The sequence below is a fragment of the Okeania sp. KiyG1 genome (assembly GCF_014132355.1).
GTDB lineage: Bacteria > Cyanobacteriota > Cyanobacteriia > Cyanobacteriales > Microcoleaceae > Okeania.
Genome location: NZ_BLZO01000187.1, coordinates 117,202 through 136,921, shown reverse-complemented (window position 1 = coordinate 136,921; position 19,720 = coordinate 117,202). Strand labels below are relative to the sequence as shown.

Annotated in this window: 17 protein-coding genes; 3 read left to right on the top strand and 14 right to left on the bottom strand. The window is 35.7% G+C overall.

Annotated features, from left to right (window positions below; all coding sequences use genetic code 11):
* Window positions 1-17 precede the first annotated feature (17 nt).
* The 5 genes from SAGCYANO_RS41710 to SAGCYANO_RS41690 all read right to left on the bottom strand — a co-directional run bounded on the left by SAGCYANO_RS41710 (window position 18) and on the right by SAGCYANO_RS41690 (window position 4,434).
* The gene (locus tag SAGCYANO_RS41710) at window positions 18-437 is read right to left on the bottom strand and encodes a type II toxin-antitoxin system VapC family toxin (RefSeq protein ID WP_202225387.1); all 420 of its coding nucleotides are present in this window, start codon (window positions 435-437) and stop codon (window positions 18-20) included.
* Window positions 428-685, bottom strand: coding sequence for a type II toxin-antitoxin system ParD family antitoxin (locus SAGCYANO_RS41705; protein WP_202225386.1), 258 nt, complete (start codon window positions 683-685; stop codon window positions 428-430). The genes SAGCYANO_RS41710 and SAGCYANO_RS41705 overlap by 10 nt, the downstream gene beginning before the upstream one ends.
* Window positions 686-1,004: 319 nt before the next feature.
* The gene (locus SAGCYANO_RS41700; RefSeq protein WP_202225385.1) at window positions 1,005-2,270 is read right to left on the bottom strand and encodes an aspartate aminotransferase family protein; all 1,266 of its coding nucleotides are present in this window, start codon (window positions 2,268-2,270) and stop codon (window positions 1,005-1,007) included.
* Between the two features lie 1,034 nt (window positions 2,271-3,304).
* A complete protein-coding gene (locus tag SAGCYANO_RS41695) occupies window positions 3,305-3,766 on the bottom strand; it encodes a hypothetical protein (protein WP_202225384.1) in 462 nt (153 codons plus the stop codon).
* Window positions 3,767-3,966: 200 nt separating this feature from the next.
* Complete coding sequence (locus SAGCYANO_RS41690) at window positions 3,967-4,434, bottom strand: hypothetical protein (protein ID WP_202225383.1); 468 nt, start codon at window positions 4,432-4,434, stop codon at window positions 3,967-3,969.
* A gap of 1,005 nt (window positions 4,435-5,439) precedes the next feature.
* Between SAGCYANO_RS41690 and SAGCYANO_RS41680 the strand changes: the two genes are divergently transcribed.
* Entirely contained in the window at window positions 5,440-5,832 is a 393-nt protein-coding gene (locus SAGCYANO_RS41680) for a DoxX family protein (protein ID WP_202225381.1), read from the top strand.
* 439 nt (window positions 5,833-6,271) lie between these two features.
* Window positions 6,272-7,123, top strand: coding sequence for a DUF3598 family protein (locus SAGCYANO_RS41675; RefSeq protein ID WP_202225380.1), 852 nt, complete (start codon window positions 6,272-6,274; stop codon window positions 7,121-7,123).
* Between the two features lie 1,717 nt (window positions 7,124-8,840).
* Here the strand turns inward: SAGCYANO_RS41675 and SAGCYANO_RS48695 are convergent.
* Together SAGCYANO_RS48695 and aat are read right to left on the bottom strand one after the other, a co-directional pair.
* The gene (locus SAGCYANO_RS48695; RefSeq protein ID WP_255502896.1) at window positions 8,841-8,972 is read right to left on the bottom strand and encodes a hypothetical protein; all 132 of its coding nucleotides are present in this window, start codon (window positions 8,970-8,972) and stop codon (window positions 8,841-8,843) included.
* A 201-nt stretch (window positions 8,973-9,173) separates the two neighbouring features.
* A complete protein-coding gene (gene aat / locus SAGCYANO_RS41665; protein ID WP_202225378.1) occupies window positions 9,174-9,755 on the bottom strand; it encodes a leucyl/phenylalanyl-tRNA--protein transferase in 582 nt (193 codons plus the stop codon).
* Window positions 9,756-9,795: 40 nt separating this feature from the next.
* Here aat and SAGCYANO_RS41660 point away from each other — a divergent pair, with 40 nt between their 5' ends.
* The gene (locus SAGCYANO_RS41660) at window positions 9,796-10,125 is read left to right on the top strand and encodes a hypothetical protein (RefSeq protein ID WP_202225377.1); all 330 of its coding nucleotides are present in this window, start codon (window positions 9,796-9,798) and stop codon (window positions 10,123-10,125) included.
* 262 nt (window positions 10,126-10,387) lie between these two features.
* Here SAGCYANO_RS41660 and rpsN read toward each other — a convergent pair whose 3' ends face one another.
* From rpsN to SAGCYANO_RS41625, 7 genes are all read right to left on the bottom strand, one after another.
* Complete coding sequence (gene rpsN / locus SAGCYANO_RS41655; protein WP_202225449.1) at window positions 10,388-10,690, bottom strand: 30S ribosomal protein S14; 303 nt, start codon at window positions 10,688-10,690, stop codon at window positions 10,388-10,390.
* A 739-nt stretch (window positions 10,691-11,429) separates the two neighbouring features.
* The gene (gene nth / locus SAGCYANO_RS41650; RefSeq protein ID WP_202225376.1) at window positions 11,430-12,092 is read right to left on the bottom strand and encodes an endonuclease III; all 663 of its coding nucleotides are present in this window, start codon (window positions 12,090-12,092) and stop codon (window positions 11,430-11,432) included.
* 751 nt (window positions 12,093-12,843) lie between these two features.
* Entirely contained in the window at window positions 12,844-13,941 is a 1,098-nt protein-coding gene (gene rseP, locus SAGCYANO_RS41645; RefSeq protein ID WP_202225375.1) for an RIP metalloprotease RseP, read from the bottom strand.
* Window positions 13,942-14,024: 83 nt separating this feature from the next.
* Entirely contained in the window at window positions 14,025-14,807 is a 783-nt protein-coding gene (locus SAGCYANO_RS49815) for an adenylate/guanylate cyclase domain-containing protein (protein WP_307786318.1), read from the bottom strand.
* A 62-nt stretch (window positions 14,808-14,869) separates the two neighbouring features.
* Window positions 14,870-15,355: a response regulator gene (locus SAGCYANO_RS49810; RefSeq protein WP_202225374.1), complete on the bottom strand. Its 486-nt coding sequence runs from the start codon at window positions 15,353-15,355 to the stop codon at window positions 14,870-14,872.
* A gap of 1,219 nt (window positions 15,356-16,574) precedes the next feature.
* Entirely contained in the window at window positions 16,575-16,973 is a 399-nt protein-coding gene (locus tag SAGCYANO_RS41630) for a response regulator (protein WP_202225373.1), read from the bottom strand.
* Window positions 16,974-17,070: 97 nt separating this feature from the next.
* Complete coding sequence (locus tag SAGCYANO_RS41625; RefSeq protein ID WP_237397207.1) at window positions 17,071-19,605, bottom strand: GAF domain-containing protein; 2,535 nt, start codon at window positions 19,603-19,605, stop codon at window positions 17,071-17,073.
* Window positions 19,606-19,720: the final 115 nt, after the last annotated feature.

Sequence of the window (19,720 nt, the reverse complement as noted above, 5' to 3'; positions counted from 1 at the left end):
ACTTTCTTCTTCAAAACTTATTTAACCATCAAATCAGATAAACAAGTACCTGTAACTAATCCATTTACAGCTTGAAAATGCTTGTCATAACTAAACAATGATAAATTATGCTGTAATGCTGTGGATGCAATCCACATATCATTGGTAGGAATAGGGTTTCCCTTTGTTCTTAAACTACGATAAACCATGGCATAATATTCAGCAGTATCATTATCAATAACAAAAACTTTTACCTTCTCAATACTCAGAAATAGTTTTAATTCATCGCGATTTATCGCTTCTTTCGTTCCTACAGCAAATCCTCCTAATAATTCTCCTAAAATAACACTATTAAGGCCGATTAAAGGAGTATTGTTAATAACTTCTACTGCATCAGATACATTACGTTTAAAAGCAGTATAAGCATTAGTATCTAATAAAATCGGTTTTATTTCCATAAATTTGTCTCAATCTTTCTAAAAGGCTTAGTATTCTCTAAAAATTCAATTTCATCAGTTTCTGTCCAAGTTCCAGCTAACTTATCCAGTTGATGAGTTGATTTTTTCTCTAACTCTGTAGGAGTAATCTCTTGTTTTTCTAACAACTTTAAAGCTGCATCGACTGCTTGTTGAATGTTAGTATATTTTCCCTTAGCAATTTGGGATTGAATAAATTTTTCTTGTTCTGGATTTAAAGTAATATTCATAGTTACATTTCATAAGCTACTTAATATTATAATTCTACAATACCAATTTTAAAAAATAATATGTTTGAATAATAAGAGTGATTAAAAGATTTTACAGTCGTTAGCGACAGCGTAACCCACGTCTACTCCTATTAGATATCTCTTCCAAAAGAGGGAGTTGGGAAAAAGAATTGATCAATAACAGTGGGATAATTGATTTTATTTTTGATTATTGGAGATGTCTAGTGGGAAAAATGGTGCGTGATACTCCACTTCGTTCCGCTCACACACCCTACTCCCCTACTCCCCTACTCCCCTACTTCCCTACTCCCCTACTTCCCTACTCCCTAGCGATCGCTCTTGCCAAGGCATCCACAGCTATAGTAACTTCGGCAGCAGTTACAATAAGTGGAGGCACAAAACGCAATACTTTCGGACCCGCAGGTACGATTAATAAACCTTCATTCATGGCAGCTTTGACTATATCAATAGAAGTCAACTCTACATCTGCTTTCAACTCCATACCATTAATCAAACCCCAACCGCGCACTTCGGTAAATAGGTCGGGATATTTAGTGGCAATAGCATTTAACCCTACTCGTAACTGTTCGCCTCTCTGCTGTACATTTGTCAACAAATTTTCCTGTTCCAAAGTTTGACAAACAGCGAGCGCTACTGAACAAACAAAGGGGTTTCCACCAAAAGTGCTAGCATGACTGCCTGGTTCAAAAACATCACAGTGAGATTTACATAACATTGCTCCGATGGGAATACCTCCACCTAGTCCTTTAGCGGAAGTAAAAATATCTGGCTCAATATCCAGATTTTCATATCCCCAAAGTTTGCCACTACGACCCATCCCTACTTGTACTTCATCTAATATTAAAAGAATGCCTTTCTCGTCACAAATTTCTCTAATTCTTTGAAAGTAAGCTACATCACCAGGGCGAACCCCTCCTTCTCCCTGGAGTGGTTCTAGCATAATAGCTGCAACTTGTCGTTTGTCTTTGTCTAGTTCGGCGATCGCGCTTTCTATAGCAGCAATATCATTGTAGGGGACATAATAAAATCCTGGCATTAAGGGGCTAAAACCTTTATGATATTTTGGTTGCCCTGTTGCGGTAATAGTTGCTAGAGTTCTTCCGTGGAAACTAGCATTGGCAGTCAAAATTATCGGATTTTCAATATCTAATTTTTCGTGAGCATATTTGCGGGCTAATTTTATTGCTCCTTCGTTAGCTTCTGCTCCAGAATTACAGAAAAATGCTTTGTCTGCACAGGAATGTTCTGTCAACCACTGTGCTAATTCTCCCTGAACTGGGATATAGTATAGATTGGATACATGGTGTAGTCGTTGAATTTGTTGGGAGACTGTTGCCATCATTACGGGGTGAGCGTGACCGAGGGTACAGGTAGCAATTCCGGCCACAAAATCTAGATATTCTTTTCCTTCGGTATCCCAAACACGACAACCTTCACCATGTTCGAGGGCAATGGGAAAACGCCCGTAAGTGTTCATTACATAAGTGTTGAAGTTGTCAGCACTAAATGTTGTATATCCGCCTGTTGTTCCTAAAGATTGCTTGATTATTGTTTCAGGGGTCATAAATCATAAATCCTCAAAATTAACCTCAATATTAATTTGATTTCAAAAGAACTTATGGAATTTGTAGGTTTTTTTAATTTATATAGCAGAAGGAAGAAGGGAGAAGTCATTTCAGTTATTAGTTATCAGTTATCAGTTATCAGTACCGACCACTAAAGCCGGAGGCAAGAAAATACTGAACTGAATATTTTTTCATCCCCTTAAAAGAGTAGGCTTTGGACCTCGTTTTTTGGTAAGAAGGAAGAAGGGAGAAGGAAAAATCTTGCGTTGTCTGATTTTTAAGCTTTTGATATGTCCGCGCCCTTTGCTTCGACTGCTATAATATTTTCTCTAAAGTTTTTCGCCATATTGATTTTTATTGCTTTTGCCTTGTTTTTTTAGATTCTTTTAAACTTTCTTTTTTGAACGGGAGAGTAGGGGGATTCATTAATGGATAATGGATAATGGATAATGGATAATTACCTCTGGTTGTAACAGAAATGGAATTGAACATAAGGAAATATTATTTCTTTTTTTCCCCCTTGTAGAGCGACAGCTCGCGGCGCAGCCAAGGGTAGGCAATTAGCTGAATTTAATTAATAATTAATAATTATTCGGTAACAAACAGAAGTAAGTTTTTTTTCACCACCTAATACCAAATTCAAAAAAGGTAGTTACATCTTAATTTGTGATTTATTCCTATAAGAAAAAATCTAAATGCGATAAAATATAAAAATTAAACCCTTTTTTCATCTTTTTTCTTATGTTTTTATTTCCCTGTTCCCTGTTCCCTGTGTCATGACTGTAGCAGTATTTTATGAAATTGGTATCAAATATATCACCTATCACCTTACCAAATAATTAAGGTTTAAAGCCTCTCCTTTAAAGAATAAAAAAGCGGTCGTTAGCGGAGCTTCCCGTAGGGTGGGATGGCGAGGTCTCGGAGCCATATCAATCGACCAAGAGAATAAAAAATTTTCCCTTTTGCGTCAATCCTATCCATTTTCAAGGAGAGGTAATAATTAATTATTAATTATTAATTATTGAACACCTTCTTATTTGCTAACTTTTAATCCAGTCATAGTTTCAAGTTCTTGTCTAAACAATAAAGCATATCGACTAGGGATATCAACCAAGGTAACATTTTCATTATTTTGTGCATCCAAATAAACAATTGCTATTTGAATCCTAGCTTGTTTATCTATAGCACTAATTATTCCACCTACAGGAGAAAGAATACCTTTAGCAATACTTTTTCTGACTTGAGTTTTTGCATAATCTCCTGTAGAAAGTTCTGTAATTTGTTCTTTCTTTAAAGTAAAGTTAGCATCTTGATATTCTTCTTTATCAAATGCTATATCCAGACGCTTACCCGAAATATCTACGTTGACTTTGCATTGATTTAACTCCCCATTATTATTATTTAAACAATGAGCGCCATGAGTTCTAGCTAAGGCAATATTAGCTGGAATAAATAATGAAGCAATAGAGACAAAAGCAATTAATTGTTTTTGCATAATTTTAGCCATACTAATTAACAAAGGAGGAGTCAGGAGTCAGGAGTCAGGAGGAAGAAAGAAGGAAGAGAAGAAGAAAGTTTTTTATCACGTTATTAAACGGACATGATATTAGTTATCTAGGAGAGAAGGAAGAAATAGATACTGAAAAGTTGCCCCTCCCAGTCTACAAACCCCAACAAAGTTTTTGAGATTTGATCTTATTCAGAACTACGAATTTGTAAACCAGTCAAAATTTCTAAATCTTTCATTAGAGGTTCGCTATGTTTTGTAGGAATATCAATCATCGTGACATTTTTATTGTTTTGAACATCTACATATTCAATAGCTAACTGAGTCCTATCCTGTTTAGCAAAGAGACCAACTAATGCTCCTAAAGGACCGAGAACTAAACTTGCCCCAATAGTTTCTTTTGCTCTTTTTTTAGCATATTCACCAGTTGAAATTTCAGTAATCTGATCACCTCTCAACTTCATATTAACATCTTGAAATTTTTCAGATTTAAAATTCATTTCTAGGCTATTATTTCGGTCTGAGATAATAACTCTACACTGTTTCATTTCACCACTAATAATATTCAGGCAGTGAGCGCCATGTTCTCCGGCTAAAGCCTGGTTGTTACTCAAAACAACTGTAGCAATAGATATAAAAATAGCAATTTTTTTCATATTCTTAATGTAGTGAATTAATACTTAATCAGTACTTAATCAGATTGACTAAAGCTTTTTATATATTAGCTCTAATAAACCTACACTATATGTAAGCATTCAGCATTCAGCCGTCAGCTATCAGCTATGAGTTATTAACTTCAGCTATGAGTTATTAACTGATGATCGCACGCTCAAGAGGAATTAGTCTCCAAGGAAAATTCAAACTTATGAATAAATTGGTCGCCTTTAGCTAACTTTACTAAATATTGTACTTTTAAAATCTGTTTGCTGAATGCTAATAGCTGTTTGCGCAACATTCCCTGGTAAATGCTTACCACTATATTATATTCTCTAGATAATTAGTGTTAGATAATTAACAGTATCAAGGATAAAAAAATCTATAGCGCTATGGGCTAGGGAACAGAAAATAGCGAACTGTAAAAGGGTTTTAGGATTGAAAAATGTCCTAACCAATTCTTGTAATTCTATAAAGTTGATATCGGTAAAATAATGGCCATTTTTATTAGTATCCCCAGACACTTTTTCTTTCTTGCTTCTTCAAATAACAATCCTAATATCAAGTCTCATTAATTAGCCATAATAAAAATGTTTTCTCTGATAAATCTCTTCCTATTCCCTGTTCCCTATTCCTTAAATTTTGTATAGTGTGTATTCAAACAGACATGATATAAATCATTCCTAATATGTAAGCATTCAGCCGTCAGCTATCAGCCATCAGCTTTTAGTTCTAGATAAAAGCTTTACTAATTGAATGAGAATTAAATTTTACGCCTAAAAGCTAGTTTTAAAGTCTATATATTAAAATCTCCTTATCAGAGCTGAGAGCTGACAGCTAATAGCTGTTTGCGCAGCATTCCGCAGGAAATGCTTACCCTAATATTGTTGCGATGTTTCTAAATTTCCTATTCCCTATATATTGTATGAAGTTTTACAAAAAATAAATATCAATATTGGAAATATCAAATAAAATAGTAAACGAAAAAATATACTAGCCAAAGCAATATGAATAATTTACAACCGTGGACTTCACTCTTAGGCAGAATATTCCTCTCTGCGATTTTTATCAAGTCAGGTATTGGTAAAATTTTCGACCCAGCAAGTAATCAACAATATATGGCATCTGCAGGAATTCCTGGTTGGCTTTTATTTCCGACAATTGCTGTTTTATTAATAGGTGGATTATCTGTTTTAGTAGGTTATAAAGCTCGTTATGGCGCACTTTTATTAATAGGATTTTTAATTCCAAGTACTCTGATTTTCCACAATCTTTTTGCAGATCCTTCCCAGGAAATTGCTTTTATGAAAAATCTTGGATTAATCGGAGGATTGTTAATAGTTTATTCTTTTGGTCCTGGTTCAATTAGTTTTGATGAGAAAAATATTAATTATGATTAAATAAGGCAGAAGGTCTAGTTGCTTATGAATAGTCTCCGACAGGTCACTTCGTGTTTTATAACCGCAAACAATTTTAAGCACCCCTGTTGACGGTGGGGTATTAAACTCGCAAAAGAAAAGATAATACTAGATTTATTGAGGAAAAAAGTAAAAAATAAACTTAATAATTTCCTAGGTTTATACACAAATATAGTATTTCAGAATTTAGAATTTAGAATGCGCGAATTTAGAATTACCTCTCCTTGAAAAGAAGAGGATTGACTAATTATGAAAATTTTTATTTATTATCCCCGATCAAGGGGACGCTTTAAACCACAATATTTCGGTAAATTGCTATATCAAAAGCTGAAAATTCATACAAAGTCAAATTTTCCCTTCTTCCTTCTTCCTTCTTCCCTCTTCCTTCTTCCTTCTTCTATAAATAAATTTGTTAGAAAATATGAAAACACAATGGGAAAATTTTTTACAAAATCTTGGTGAATGGCATGGCTCATTTACTCAAATTTCTGCTCAAGGAGAGATAGTTGAAGATACACCTAGTATTCTGATTTTAGAAAGTTTGGATGAGCAGAATAAAACAGTTCGTCTCACTCTTCGTCGCTTTACTTCTTCAGGGGATAGTTCTCAGCAAAAAGTTAATGAATTAGTCAGAGAATATCAAACCCTTGGCAAAGATATTATGTTTTTTGAAGATGGCGCTTTTTCTCAAGGTTCAATTCAAATATCACCAATTTCAATTAATGGTGCTGAGTTCGGTTTTATTCATCAAAATCGTCGTCTCCGTTTAGTAGAATTATTTAACCAGGATGGAAGTTTTAAAACATTAACTTTAATTAGAGAAAAACGAGCAGGTACAAATGCTTTAGAAAATACGAATCTCACAGTAGATGCTTTATTAGGAAAGTGGCAGGGAGAAGCTATTACTATTTATCCTGATTTGCGGAAACCAGATATTTATCCAACTGAAATGGAGTTAAAGATTGAGAATACAGGTAGATTATTTCACCAAATTACTTTTGGTAATTCTAATCAGAAAATAATTACTTCTACTGCGATAATTGAAGGTTCTATTTTGCACTTCGACCAAGGTTCTCAACCTGTAAAAGTCTTACTTCTTCCTGATGGTGCTTCTGCTACTTTGCCGATTAAAGTTGAGTTGAGAAAACCTATATTTTTTGAAGCTGGTTGGTTAATTAAACCTGACCTTCGTCAACGACTTATTCGTACTTACAATGACAAAGGTGAATGGGTTAGTTTAACTTTAGTTACTGAACATAAAATTAATGGGTAGTCCTGCTCGCGTAATGGTATACCGCTAAAAGGAATACCTGGCATGGGAGCAAGATGCTTCTACTGTTCTGATAACAAACATTGTCGGACAATGCACGACCATTACCGAAAAATTGGCTGCTGATAAGTATTAATGCAAAACATAGGTTTTTCAATTTTACAACTGATAACTGAAATGACCTTCAGCTACTTACTCTTACATTTAAGCAACGCTAAAATTTTTCTGGTGCTTTGGTTTCTGACTATCCCTTCTATATCTATTCGGTGGGGAAATGCTGTTCTGGGGTTGAATAAAAAGTCATGCGTAGGGGCGAGTGCATCCTAATAATTACATACTATCATGGTTTTTTTGGGGATGCAAGGATTTTTCCCTTGCCGTTTTTTGAGCTTCACAAAATGATATTTTGGGGTTGTCAATATAGCGTTGGCGGAGCAAGTGCGTTAGCTACATCGCTTCTACATGAGTAATATCTATCTGTTGATGGGATGAAAATTTTTCGGTGTCGCCACTTCTTTTTTAAGTGAGCTTCACAGAATGATGATTTTTCTGGTGTTTTGATTTCTGAGTATCCCTTCTATAAGTATTCAGTGGCTAAATGCTGTTTTGGGGTTGAATAAAAAGTCATGCGTAGGGGCGAGTACATCCCAATGATTACATACTATCATGGTTTTTTTGGGGATGCAAGGGGGAAATTCTTGCCGTTTTTTTGAGCTTCACAAAATGATATTTTGGGGTTGCCAATATAGTGATCGCTTCTACATGAGTAATATCTATCTGTTGATGGGATGAAAATTTTTCGGTGTCGCCACTTCTTTTTTAAGTGAGCTTCACAGAATGATGATTTTTCTGGTGTTTTGATTTCTGAGTATCCCTTCTATAAGTATTCAGTGGCTAAATGCTGTTTTGGGGTTGAATAAAAAGTCATGCGTAGAGGCGAGTACATCCCAATAATTACATACTATCATGATTTTTTTGGGGATGCAAGGGAAAAATTCTTGCCGTTTTTTTTGAGCTTCACAAAATGATATTTTGGGGTTGCCAATATAGCGTTGGCGGAGCAAGTGCGTTAGCTACATCGCTTCTACATGAGTAATATCGATCTGTTGATGGGGTGAAAATTTTTCGGTGTGGTTACTTTTTAAGTGCTTCACAGGATGATAATTTTTCCTGGTGTTTTGATGGTGTGAGCATCCCTTCTATATGTATTCAGTGGCTAAATGCTGTTTTGGGGTTGAATAAAAAGTCATGCGTAGGGGCGAATACACCCCAATAATTACATACTATCATGATTTTTTTGGGGATGCAAGGGGAAAATTCTTGCTGTTTTTTTTGAGCTTCACAAAATGATGATTGGGGGTTGTAAATATGTCTGTTGCCTGTTGATGGGGTAAAAATTTTTAAGTGAGCTTCACAGGATGATAATTTTTCCTGGTGTTTTGATGGTGTGAGCATCCCTTCTATATGTATTCAGTGGCTAAATGCTGTTTTGGGGTTGAATAAAAAGTCATGTGTAGGGGCGAGTAAATCCCAATAATTACATACTATCATGATTTGTCTTGAGTGTGTCTTTCATTCCGAGGAGACCTCGGAATTACACACTCGCTTTTTGGGGATGCAAGGGGAAAATTCTTGCCGTTTTTTTGAGCTTCACAGGATGATGATTTTTTTGATTTGTGAAGATAGCGTTGGCGGAGCAAGTGCGTTAGCTACATCGCTTCTACATGAGTAATATCGATCTGTTGATGGGGTGAAAATTTTTCGGTGTCGCCACATCTTTTTTGAGTACTTCACAGGATGATAATTTTTCTGGTGCTTTGATGGTGTGAGTATCTCTTCTATATATATTCAATGACGAAACCTTTAGGTCGGAGAGTATGTCAAAATGTACCGAAAAATTAATGGAGAAAAAAGCGGTCGAGGGATGGCGAGGTCCCCTCGCCATATCCAATCGACCAAGAGAAGAAAAAAACCTTTTAGCCAATTCTCTTCTTTATTAAAAAGAGGTAATTATTAATTATTAATTGTTAATTATTAATTGTTGAACATCACCCTACATTAAATTACATCGACGACTTAACGCCAATTTCAAAAGTGCTTTATACTTTTTATCGCTGATAGTATAAGCTCCAAATCTTTCCAAATGAGGGTTATTCATCTGAGCATCAAAAAACACAAACTCTCTCTCTCGTAGTCGCTCCACTAACTTTACCATCGCCACCTTCGACCCATCTGGAATATTGAAAAACATTGACTCTCCAATAAAACCACCACCAATGACAATACCCAAAATTCCACCAGCAAGTTCATCTCCTTGCCAAGTCTCAAAACTATACGCCCATCCTGCTAAATTCAGTGCTTTATAAATCTGTTTCAACTCCCCAGAAATCCAAGTTGTATCTCTATCCGCACAACCTTCAACTACTGCCTCAAAATCCCGATTAACAGCAACAGTAAAACGATTTTGATTAATCACACGACGTAGGGACCGTGGGTAGCGAAATCTTTCATCCAAAGGAATCAAAGCTCGTTTACGACTACCATACCATTCTAAACTATTCTCTCCATCATTGGCCATGAGGAAGTAGCCTTGAGCATATCCTTGTATGATTGAGTTAATATCGTATTCTATCATGGAATGACTATTTACAATTTATAATAGAAAATTTAGAATCATGGCTGAACCAATAAAACCAATTACTTTACCCACAGCAGAAAACCCCGAACAGGAAGGGGAATGGTTGCGAGCTTCTTTACACAAATGGCTTAATCAAGAGTTTATCCCGGAAAAAGTAAATGAGGATATTGCTCAAAGAGCGGCTCAAATATTTGTTCGCCATCGTATGGAAGGAGAAAATGATTTAGGCTCATTGGTAATTGCTATTGTGACAGAAATGCAAGCCTTTGATTTTTCTCAAAGTTTTTACGGAGAGTTCGCGATCGCTAATGCTGTTAGTGACTTGCTATTAGATAGTCTGGGAATAGAGCGCTGTTGTGGGCAATAATTGAAAGGAGTCTGGAGTCTGGAGTCAGGGTGAATGGCTATTACCCCGTAATACTAGGACAGAGAATGCGGTTATATCAAAACATGATATAAACTTCCCCTTTTTTAAGGCGAAATATTTTTGTAGGGTTACTCAACATCCCCATTACAAAAATCACTTCTGACTTCTGTGCGGGCGAATGGCCATTCGCCCCTACGGACTTCTGACTGCATTAATGGTGGGCTGAATAATCGACTAAATTAAACCCACCCAAAACTGGTAACTACCAGCTAGATTTAACAACTCCTGGTAGGAGACCTTCGTGAGCCATTTCTCGGATAACGTTACGAGATAGTCCAAAGTCTCGATAATAACCTCTTGGACGCCCAGTTAACCAACAACGGTTTCGCACGCGAGAAGGGGCGCTGTTACGAGGTAATCTCTGGATTTGACGATGGATTTCTATTTTCTCCTCTAAGTCTTCTGCTTCTTCAAATTGAAGTTTAAGTTCTGCACGTTTAGCAGCATATTTTTCTACTAATTTTTTGCGTTTTTTCTCACGCTCGATCATGCTCTTTTTTGCCATGATTAGTTTCTGTAATTGCTCCAGATAATTGATATTTTTAATTTTTAAGGTATTTACCCAATCTCTAATAGTACCATAGATTTTTTCGGGCATGGCAAACATTGAGTTATATCATGTCCGGTTGAACAACCTCACTTATAGCGCTGTGCGCAGGCAACAGCTCCAGAAAGCAACAGCTCATCTGGGGGAATAAAAAACCGATAATATAAGACTTTTAGCTATTGGACATCTCCTGCAATTTGTAAATATGCCAGCGCACATTGCTATAAATGTAGTAGTCAATAGACATCTCCAGAAAAGAGGCAACAGGCAACAGCTCTTCTGGCAAAAGGGAACCCACCCCTAACCCCTCCCAAGAGGGGAATAATTGATAATTTATGGATAAGAATTGATTTTATTTTTGATTTTTACCAGATGTCTAATAGTTATACCAATTTTAAAAAAGAATGCTACAAAAAGGTAGGTATTGATCGGATATGCTGAAAAATAGCTGCTCCAGTTCATTTTAGATAGTTATTTCTATCGTTTTTCCCTTTTTTTCAATATTTTCCCCTTCTTCCTTCTTCCTTCTTCCTTCTTTCGTACGGACTATGCAACGTCCCTACCATTTGTAACAAACATTTATAAAGTTGGTATTAGTAGTCAGTAGAGGATGTTAAACCCTTAAACGTTTAGTATTGCTAGAAATTTTACTATTCCCCGCTCCCCTACTCCCCTACTCCCCTACTCCCCTACTCCCCTACTCCCCTACTCCTCCGACCGAAGGACATAAGTCAGCTAATAAACATTTATCGCAGGCTGGATTTTTGGCCTTACAAACTGCCCGGCCATGATAAATTAATCTGATTGACCAATTTTCCCAATCAGGTTGAGGTAGTAACCGCATTAAATCTCGCTCTATTTTAATTGGATCGGAATGTTCTGTTAAACCCAATCTTTGACTTAACCGTTTAACATGAGTATCTACTGTTACTCCTACAATAATTCCGTAGGCATGAGCTAAAACGACATTAGCTGTTTTCCTTGCTACTCCTGGTAGTTGTAACATTTGCTCCATCTGCTTTGGCACTTGGTAGTCGAACTTTTCAACTATCATTTGGCAAGCAGCTTTAATATTTTTGGCTTTATTACGATAAAATCCTGTGGAGCGTACTAGGTTTTCTAATTCTTCAATATCTGCATTTGCCAGTGCTACAGCATCCGGGAATTTTTCAAATAGGGAAGGTGTAACTTTATTCACTCGTTCATCTGTACATTGAGCAGAAAGGATAGTCGCCACAAGTAACTGTACTGGGGTTTGATAACTGAGGGTACAGGTGGCATCTGGATATAGACGTTTGAGACGAAGGAGTATTTCGAGCGATCGCTGTCGCTTTACTGAAAATTTACGAGTTGTTACCATTGGGAAGGAAGAAGGAAGAGGGAAGAGGGAAGAAGGAAGGAATAATTTATAGTAGAAGGAAGAAGGAAGAGGTAATAATCTAGTTAAGATAATTACTTATAATAAATTTTTTGTTTGTAGTTGGGCTTGAGCCTTTGCAATACTTATATGAGGGCAAAGCCCAACTACGAGCCTGATTATAACTTTTCTACCGAACATTATATAAGTAAGGAAGAGGCAGGAAGGAAAGAAAAATCAACCACTTTTTCCATCTATATCTTTACTTGTTTACTCAAGAACTTTACGCGATGAACAAAAACTTTCTTCTCCTGATATCAAACCCGCCTAATTACACATAGATCCAATAAGGTAATAATCAGGGTTTTAAGCTATTGATTGTGAGGGTATTTAACCGGATTTGATATGAATTCTAAATTCTAAATTCTAAATTCTAAATTCTAATCCGTTTAATTGCGCGATAGAACTCCGTTCCGCTTACGCTATGAACAAAAACTTTGAACCTATCCCACTAATAATATTTTTGCTCAAAATCCTAAATATTTTGAGAGTTAAAAACCAAAAATTCAGCTTTTTCAACACATTCTACTTAAACAAATAAGCTTGTTAAAAATAGTGGGATAGGTTCTTCTTCTGCTGAATTCTAAATTCTAAATTCTAAATTCTAAATTCTAAATTCTGAATTCTAAATTCTAAATTCTGAATTCTAAATTCTAAATTCTCCTAAATATTCAACCGGACATGATACTATCTTTTATCTTTGGAGTAACGACCGCACTCCTTCCAGATTAGCAGTATCTCTAATAATTAAGAAAATTCCTAAACCTAACAATACAACTAAACCTGTCTGCATCACATTTTCCTGAATATTCATAGGTAAGGGTTTACCTCTTACTCCCTCTATTAGTAAAAATGCTAACTGACCGCCGTCTAAAGCTGGTAAAGGTAAAATATTAATCACTGCTAAGTTAATACTAATCAATGCAGCAAATTGAAATAATTCCCCCACATTATCTTCAGCAATTTTGGCCCCCATATCTACAATGGCCACAGGCCCAGCAAGTTGTCCTGCTGTCTGACTAAAGTTACTAATGAGTTGCCCAAAACCTTGAAGTGTTAAAACTACAATCCTTTGAAATTCATTAGCACCGACGCTAAAAGCTGCAAAAATATTGTCAGGGCGATGTCGCACTACGTCTCCATTGGATATTAGTTGTACTCCAATACGACCTTTGCCATCATCTCCTAGGTCTGGTGTAACTTCAACAAATAGCTTTTGTCCGTCACGCTCAAGTTCCATATCCAAAGGTTTATTCGGACTATTTTGAATTGTTTCTACTAGGGTGGTAATAGCTTCTTTGTTTGGGCCTAATTGTTGGTCGTTAACGGATAAAATAATATCATTTGCTTTAATGCCTGCTTTTGTAGCTGCAGAGCTAACTTCTGTAGCAACTGCTGGAACTGTTACTCCTGGAGCATAGTTAAATTCTGGTATGCCAATGATGCTCACTTGAGTAACTAATAGAAAGTAAGCAAATATCAAGTTAGCAATGACTCCCGCACTGAGAACGATCGCTCGGTCGAGGATAGGGCGGTTGCGTAATAGGTCTGGGTCATCTTTGGGAATTGTACTATCGGGGTCATTATCGGGAAAACCCACAAAACCGCCAAATAGAAAGCTGCGGATAGCATATTCTGTTTCTGGCCCTTGATACTTCCATAATATCGGGCCAAATAAACCAATGGAAAAACGATTAACGTGGATTTTTTGGAGTCGAGCTGCCAGAAAATGGCCTAACTCGTGAACTACAATGAGTGCGCCTAAAACTGCGATCGCTAACAATACGGACATTAGTTCTGTTAAGTTTCCAATTATATTGAGGTTAAATTTTTATTATAAATCAATCTAGAATTTAGAATTAAGAATTCTAAATTCTAAATTCTAAATTCTAAATTTTGTTGACAACGTTCTAAATAAATTCGAGCTACTCGGTCGTTAGGGTTTTTATTCAAACAATCTTGAAATCGTTGAGCAGCTTGACTGAATTTTCTTTGATAATACAATATTATTGCTTCTTCATATATATGTTTTGTCATTGTTTTACCCTCTAAACATTCAGGTGGATCTGCATCAAAAACTTCAAATACTGTCACCATGTCTGCTTTTCCCTTTACCTTAACTCTGTCAATTAATCTAATAGAATATTTTCCAGGATTTTCTAATGATATAAATGTAGAATTACTTATGAATAAAGACACATCATATTGTTTGGTTAATTCTTCTAAACGAGATGCTAAGTTTACTGTATCGCCAATAACTGTACCATCTATTCTTTGAGCGCCTCCTACTGTACCTAAAATCAAATCTCCTGTATTAATTCCAATGCCAATTTTTAATGGTTGTCTTTCTGGTCTTTGTCTAGTTTTATTATATTCATCTAGTCGTTTTAACATTGAAATAGCTGCATGAATAGCGTCATCTGGTTTACTAGGAAATAGTGCCATTATTGCATCGCCAATGTATTTATCAATGAAGCCTTGATTTTCAATTATTGCCGGTTCCATGATTGAGAGATATCCATTGATAAACTTAAAACTCTCTTCTGGAGTCATGGATTCTAAAATTGTGGTAAAGTTGCGAATATCAGCAAATAAAACTGACATTTTCTGCTCGACACTATCTCCTAATTTGACATCTGTAATATTTTGATACCCCATCAAAGATAAAAATTGATGAGGTACAAATTTAGTTGCAGCAGCAGTTAATTTTGATTCAGCTTCTAAAGCTTTTTGTAAATTCTGATTAGCCTGAAGTAGTTCCTGATTAATTCTATATAAATCTGCATTTTTTGCTCGATTTCCTGTTTTCTAAAATAGCTATTCAAAGCTTCTTTTACTGTTAATTTCAGGTCTTCAGATTCCCAAGGTTTAGGAATATAACGATATAAGTTTGCATAGTTAATAGCATTTCCTACTCCTGCTACATCTGCTTGACCAGTCAGCATTATTTTTAGAGTTTGAGGAGATATAGAATGAATACGTTTAAGTAGTTCATCTCCTTTCATATCCGGCATAATATAATCAGCAATTACTATTGGAATTTTATAATTATCTTCTCGTAATTCTATAAATATTTCTAAAGCTTCTTCTCCACTTTGGGCTAATTCAATCAAACAATCATCTCCTAAATTTCCTTCTAATTCTATGCGGAGACTATCTAAAATCATAGGTTCGTCATCAACGCAGATAATAACTATTTGATTCATCACCTTTGCTTTTTTTTAGTTAATTATACCAATTTGATAAATGTTTGCTACAAATAGTTAGGCTATTTCTTAGGAGTCAACCCACCCCTCGCCTCTCCCCTCACAACCCACCCCTAACCCCGACCGTGGAGGGGAGGGGAAGTCAGGAGTCAGGAGTCGTATGGGAATAACTTCAATACCAGTTTTGAGCTAGTAAATTCTATTTTTTGTCAAAGGAAGACCTGCTGTAAAGTATTTTTCTCATGCTTATTATTCGTAACATTCTTTTTTCATGCATGGTATTAGTAAGTATTCAGCTCTTAGCAGTCAGCCCTTCCCTGCGGGATGCTACGCAAACAACAAATAATGAATAATTCTTTCTAAGGTTGAAGGATCGTACATTGGTAGTAACTTTTAATTCTTTCTCAATTTTTCAATTGCTTTTACCAAAAAATTCTGGTCTAAAGCCTCTTTTTAAGGGGACAAAAAAAGAGCATATTCCTAATGTCAAGCCTCCTTATTGCAGAGGTACTGTTTTGCTAGCGCAGAACTTTCCTAACGGAATGAAGGGCGCAAACGTTAACGCTCCGGGACATGTTTGCGGAGCATGACAAACGGAAAAAGCGTAGCTCCTCCGGAGGAGGCTAACTGATAACTGATAACTGATAACTGAAATGACCTCCTCTTCTATTCAATAGCTGATAAGGCAGTTCCGATTATAGGAGGCTAGCTGATAGCTGATAGCTGATGGCTGTTTGCGCAGCATTCCGTAGGAAATGCTTAAATTAGCTGATAAGGCAGTTCCGATTATAGGAGACTAGCTGATAGCTGATAGCTGATGGCTGTTTGCGCAGCATTCCGTAGGAAATGCTTAAATTAGCTGATAAGGCAGTTCCGATTATAGGAGACTAGCTGATAGCTGATAGCTGATGGCTGTTTGCGCAGCATTCCGTAGGAAATGCTTAAATTAGCTGATAAGGTAGTTCCGATTATAGGAGACTAGCTGATAGCTGATAGCTGATGGCTGTTTGCGCAGCATTCCGTAGGAAATGCTTAAATTAGCTGATAAGGCAGTTCCGATTATAGGAGACTAGCTGATAGCTGATAGCTGATGGCTGTTTGCGCAGCATTCCGTAGGAAATGCTTAAATTAGCTGATAAGGTAGTTCCGATTATAGGAGGCTAGCTGATAGCTGATAGCTAATGGCTGTTTGCGCAGCATTCCGTAGGAAATGCTTAAATTAATTAGTATTAATCTGAGCATTTTCAATGGTTGATACTAATTCCTCATTATTCCAAGGTTTAGTCAAGCAACGATATAAATTAGCTTCTTTTATCACTCTTTCAATAGACTCTTCATCAGCTTGTCCAGTCAACATTATTTTGATAATTTGAGGATATTTATTATGAACTCTAATCAGAAGTTCATCTCCTTTAATTCCTGGCATTAACCAATCAGAAACTATGATAAAAATTCTGGTTCCTTCTCTTTCTAATTCGTCAATAATTTCTAGAGCTTCATTTGCTGTTTCTGCAAATTCGTAAATATATCGATCTTCAAAGGCTTCTATAAGTTCTATTTCTAAACTTTTTAAAATTGATAATTCATCATCCACACATACAATCGCCATTTCACTCATTTTAACTTTATCTCCATTCTATTTCTCGGTAAATATACTGTAAAAGTAGTTTGACCAGGCACAGATTTCACTTCTATATTACCATCATGCTTTTTAATTATTTTTTCACAATATCTAATCCTAAACCACTACCTTCTCCTCGTGGTTTAGTTGTAAAAAATGGTTGAAATATTTTTGACATAATCTCTGGTTGTATTCCCTGACCACTATCAGTAATACTTACTTTAATATCTGCATCTGACTGAGTTGCTTGAATAGTTAAACTACCGTGATATTCCATTGCTTGTAAAGCGTTGTGAATTAAATTTGTCCAAACTTGATTTAACTCGTCAGGATAACATTGGATAAGAGGCAAAGAATTATCAAATTCTTTAATAACTTCGACACCATGCTTAATTTTATTATGATATAGGGTTAAAACTGTTTCAATACCTTCTAGAATATTGGCTTTTATTTTCTCCCCTGTAGAGTCATAACGAGCATAAGTTTTGAGGGCAAATACTACTTTTGCAGCTCTTTCTGCGGCAGTACGAATAGTTTTACTACTGGTTTGAACATTAGCAAATTGATAAGCAATTTTGAGAATTTCTTCACTGTTTGAGTCTCTCAATAATGGTAAAAATTCTTCTAAATTATCATAGACTCCTATTCCTAGCAAATAGTTAGCAATAGTAGTACCCCGCTCTACTAAATGTGTCTTGAGTTGACTAACTAAATTTCTTTTAATTTGACGCTGCTCTCTAGTAGATAAAGAAATGCGTCCAGAGTTTGATTTTTTAAGTAGACCAAAAAAGTCTTCCTGTCGCTCAGGAGAAAGTTCTTTGAAAAAAATAGGTAACTTTTCTAGATAAGTTTCCCAGAAATTAGCAATACTATTAATTGAGGAATTAATGGCTCCTAAAGGAGTATTAATTTCATGAGCTACTCCAGCCACTAATTGTCCGAGAGCTACCATTTTTTCTGATTGAATTAATTCTTGTTGAGCTGTTTGTAGTTGCTCAAGAGTAGTAGCTAACTCCTGATTTTTTTGACGTAGATTTAACTCCGCCTGCAGGCGATCGCGAGATTCCATTGCCAGAGCAGTCATATATGCTAAATAACTGCCAAAATTCTGTTCTTCTACTTCCCAATTTCTATAATATCCTTTATTATCTAGACAAATAAAACCAGTTATTTGTCCCTTAAAATTAATTGGGATATTCAAAGTGCTGCTAACTGAGATAGGAGAAAAATAATCTACTAATTTTTCTTGAGTATTGAGGTGGTTATCAATATTATCTTCCAGATTTATATCTCGATCGTTAACATTTTGATATAACAGAGAAATTTCCCCAGTAAATAGTGAATTTTCTTGACTATGTTGTGTAGTCGATATTTCATATAAATCTGCACATTTAAGTTCTGATTTATCCTCATTGTAGAACCACACACTTGTCTTTTCTACATTAAGAATATTACTTGCTAATTCTGTAATTTCTTGTAAAGCAGCCTGCAAATTTCCTTCATATAAATTTTTGCTCTTAGCTAGTTTTAACAATCCAGTTTGTTGTTTTTTGAGACGATTTTCTCTAGCTTGTATTGCCAAACCTGCTGCAACTTTTTCTTTGATTTCTTTTTCTAAAACAGTATTTGCTTCTACTAACTCAGCAGTACGCAAATGCAACCCTTCTGTAGCTTTTTGAACCCGAATTTCTAACTCATCATAAGCTTGACGGCGTGCTATTTCTGCTCTTTGGCGTAGTAGTTCAGAAGTTGCTCTAGTAGCAAAAACTTTCATCATTGCTATGGCACTTTCTGGGTCAGCTAAAATTTTATTACTAACCACATACAACACCCCAATTACTTGCTGATTTTCATCTAACAATGGCATTCCTAGATAAGATTCAGCTTTCATATTTTGTAAAATAGTTTTGTCAGGAAAAATTTCCTGAATTTTTTGGGGATAACAGAATAATTCTTCTTCATTAATAACCGATCCACAGGGTAAATTTAGGAAATTATATTCAATATTATCTCGAATTTTTCCCTCTCCCCAAATAGCTAATGTTTTTAACTCAAAAGAGTCCTTAATTCTTTCACTAACAATTACATAAGTAACATCTAAAGCTTTTGCTAAATTTTCTACTAAAGCTGGAAAAAATTCTTCCCCTGTAACAGAAGAAGTCGCAACAACAATATTTTGTAATATCTGTTCCGCCTGTTGACGTTCTACTATTTGATGTTGTAATTCTCGATTAACTGCTTCTAGTTGTTCCGGCGTTTTTAAAGCCAGAAATTTAGGCAAAAGTGTCGCCATTTGTAAAGCTGTACAACAAGAAACTAAAGCAGTTAATGCTTGTTCCACACCTGAAAACCAGTAAGCAGGATGCCACAAGGTCCAGACTTCTAATAAATGACCAAACCCACATAAAATAATGAATGCTCCAAATAAAATAAATACCCCTAAAAATGGAACTTCATTTTTACGTTTATAGAGAAAATACAGCAACATTGTTGGTATAGAAAAATAGGCGATCGCTATTAGTAGATCGCTCAAAAGATGGAGCCATACTAATGAAGTTTGCCATAAATAACAACTACCGTGAGGCATATATTGAGTTGGAGAAAAAATTGTTTTTAATAGTTCCCACATTTTCATTTTTACGATCTTAATTCTGATTATTATTTATTATGGAGCAGTCAGGAGTCATTTCAGTTATCAGTTATCAGTTATCAGTTATCAGTACCTTTTGCAATAAGGAGGCTAC